This window comes from Bradyrhizobium sp., assembly GCF_052389815.1.
In the GTDB taxonomy this organism is placed as follows: Bacteria; Pseudomonadota; Alphaproteobacteria; order Rhizobiales; family Xanthobacteraceae; genus Bradyrhizobium.
Map to the genome: position 1 here is coordinate 1 of NZ_JBQTHN010000119.1, position 1,854 is coordinate 1,854.

Annotated in this window: 2 protein-coding genes and 1 pseudogene; 2 read left to right on the forward strand and 1 reads right to left on the reverse strand. The window is 63.1% G+C overall.

The window, feature by feature from the left end; genetic code table 11:
• Positions 1 to 70: 70 nt before the first annotated feature.
• Together ACT4OC_RS20350 and ACT4OC_RS20355 are read left to right on the forward strand one after the other, a co-directional pair.
• Positions 71 to 304, forward strand: a pseudogene (locus ACT4OC_RS20350) (type II toxin-antitoxin system prevent-host-death family antitoxin); the annotation flags it as partial.
• A 289-nt stretch (positions 305 to 593) separates the two neighbouring features.
• Positions 594 to 1,250: a nucleotidyl transferase AbiEii/AbiGii toxin family protein gene (locus ACT4OC_RS20355; RefSeq protein WP_444840829.1), complete on the forward strand. Its 657-nt coding sequence runs from the start codon at positions 594 to 596 to the stop codon at positions 1,248 to 1,250.
• Between the two features lie 59 nt (positions 1,251 to 1,309).
• Here ACT4OC_RS20355 and ACT4OC_RS20360 read toward each other — a convergent pair.
• Positions 1,310 to 1,854, reverse strand: a 545-nt coding sequence (locus ACT4OC_RS20360; RefSeq protein ID WP_444840830.1) for a CoA transferase, incomplete at its 5' end; no start/stop codon positions are given.

Sequence of the window (1,854 nt, forward strand, 5' to 3'; positions counted from 1 at the left end):
TCTGAGGAGCCCCCCGATCGCTTGCAGCATTTACAGCATTGCTGTATATTACAGCAATGGAGCATGCCTCATGGCCCAATACACAACCAGTGACCTCTCCCGGAAATCCGGCGACATCATCGCGGAAGCGCTGCGCAGGCCCGTGACCATCACGCAGCGGAACAAGCCGCGACTGGTGCTGCTGAGCATCGAGGATTACCGCAAGCTGGCGGCCGCGGTCGATGCGCGGAAAGCCGGCCGGCTCGAAACGATGCCAGACGAGTTGTTCAGCGATCTGAAGAAGGCCGTGAACGCCGAACAGGGCAGCCGGCATCGCCGGCCGATGTCCAGACGCGAGGTGGACGATCTCGTTCTCGGCACCACCAACGCGCCCTACAAGAAATCCATCACCGCCGCAGCGCTCGCCAAATGTCTCGCCTCGGGAAAGAGCGAGCCGTGGACAGTTCACATCGCAACGTTCTTCACCGACGTGAAGCCGCAACTGATTTTCGAGTTCGCCGAGATGCACGGCATTTCAAGGCGTGTCCTTGCATCGAGCTATCGCGCATTGAAGACCGCGACCGGAGAAGGAAACCCCGCCCTGGAGGCACTCCTTGACCAGCTGGCGCCTGCTCCTTAGTCGAACCATCGTCGGGCTGGAGCAGCTCGCGCAGCAGGGACCGCCCGTCCCGGGATGGATCCTGGGCGGCGGCACTGCCCTGATGCTGCACGCCGGCCACCGGTTGAGCAGGGACATCGACGCGTTCATCGATGACCCGCAATATCTCGGCATCATGTCGCCCAAAGTCACCGACGTCTGGGGTTGCCGCAGCTGGGACGATGCAGCTCATTATCTGAAACTCAGATTTGCGGAGGGTGAGATCGACTTCATCGTCAGCCCTCCGCTGTCCGGCCTCGCCGCATCCTTCCATGAAGTCGACCTCACCGATCTGCCTGCCAAGCGCAAGGTCGTTATCCAGATCGAGCATCCGGCGGAAATCGCCCTCAAGAAGATGCACTATCGTCCGACAATGCTCAAACCGCGCGACATCTTCGACATCGCGGTGGCCGACTCGATCGACCACGACGCCTTGATCGGCAATTCGAACGTCGTCTCGGACAAGAAGAGCGCGCTGCTCCACCGGTTGAACGGCATCGATCGAAAATTCCTGCAGGATGAGCTCGCTGAACTCGACATTCGAGAGGGATGGGACGACCAGAAAAGGAATTGTCTCGAGACCGTGCGGTCGCTGGTCGAACAAATTCCCTGAACAGATAACGGCCAGCAAACGGGAATCGCCAGCGAGAGCCGGACGGCTTTGCCGACGCCCTAAATCACCCCACCTGCCCTCAACCGCGCAATCTCCGCCGCGTCATACCCCAGCTCCGCCAGCACCACCTCCGTATGCTCGCCGAGCGTCGGCGGGCGCGCCGCGATCTCGCCCGGCGTTTCCGACAGCCGCACCGCGGCGCGGGCGACCGGTGCGGATTTCGGCAGGCCCGGATAATCGACTTCCTGCAGGAAGCCGCTCGCGCGGATGTGCGGATGGTCGAGCGCCTGTTGCGGGCTCAGCACGGGGCCGGCCGGAATCATCGCACTTCCCAGCGTGTCGACGGCTTCCTGCGTGGTGCGCTCGGCGCACCAGCGCGCCATCCGCGCGCTGATGATCGGGCCGTTCTCGCCGCGCTTGAGGTCGTCGGCGAAGCGCGGGTCGATCAGCCATTGCTCCTCCTCGCCCATCAGTTTGGCCCAGCGGATGAACAGCGGATGGCCCGTCACCTGGCACAGCACCCAGCCGTCCCTCGTGCGGTAGATGTCGGCGGGCGCGGCGGTCTGGCCGAGATTGCCTGATGGCACGCGGTTGGCCGATATGA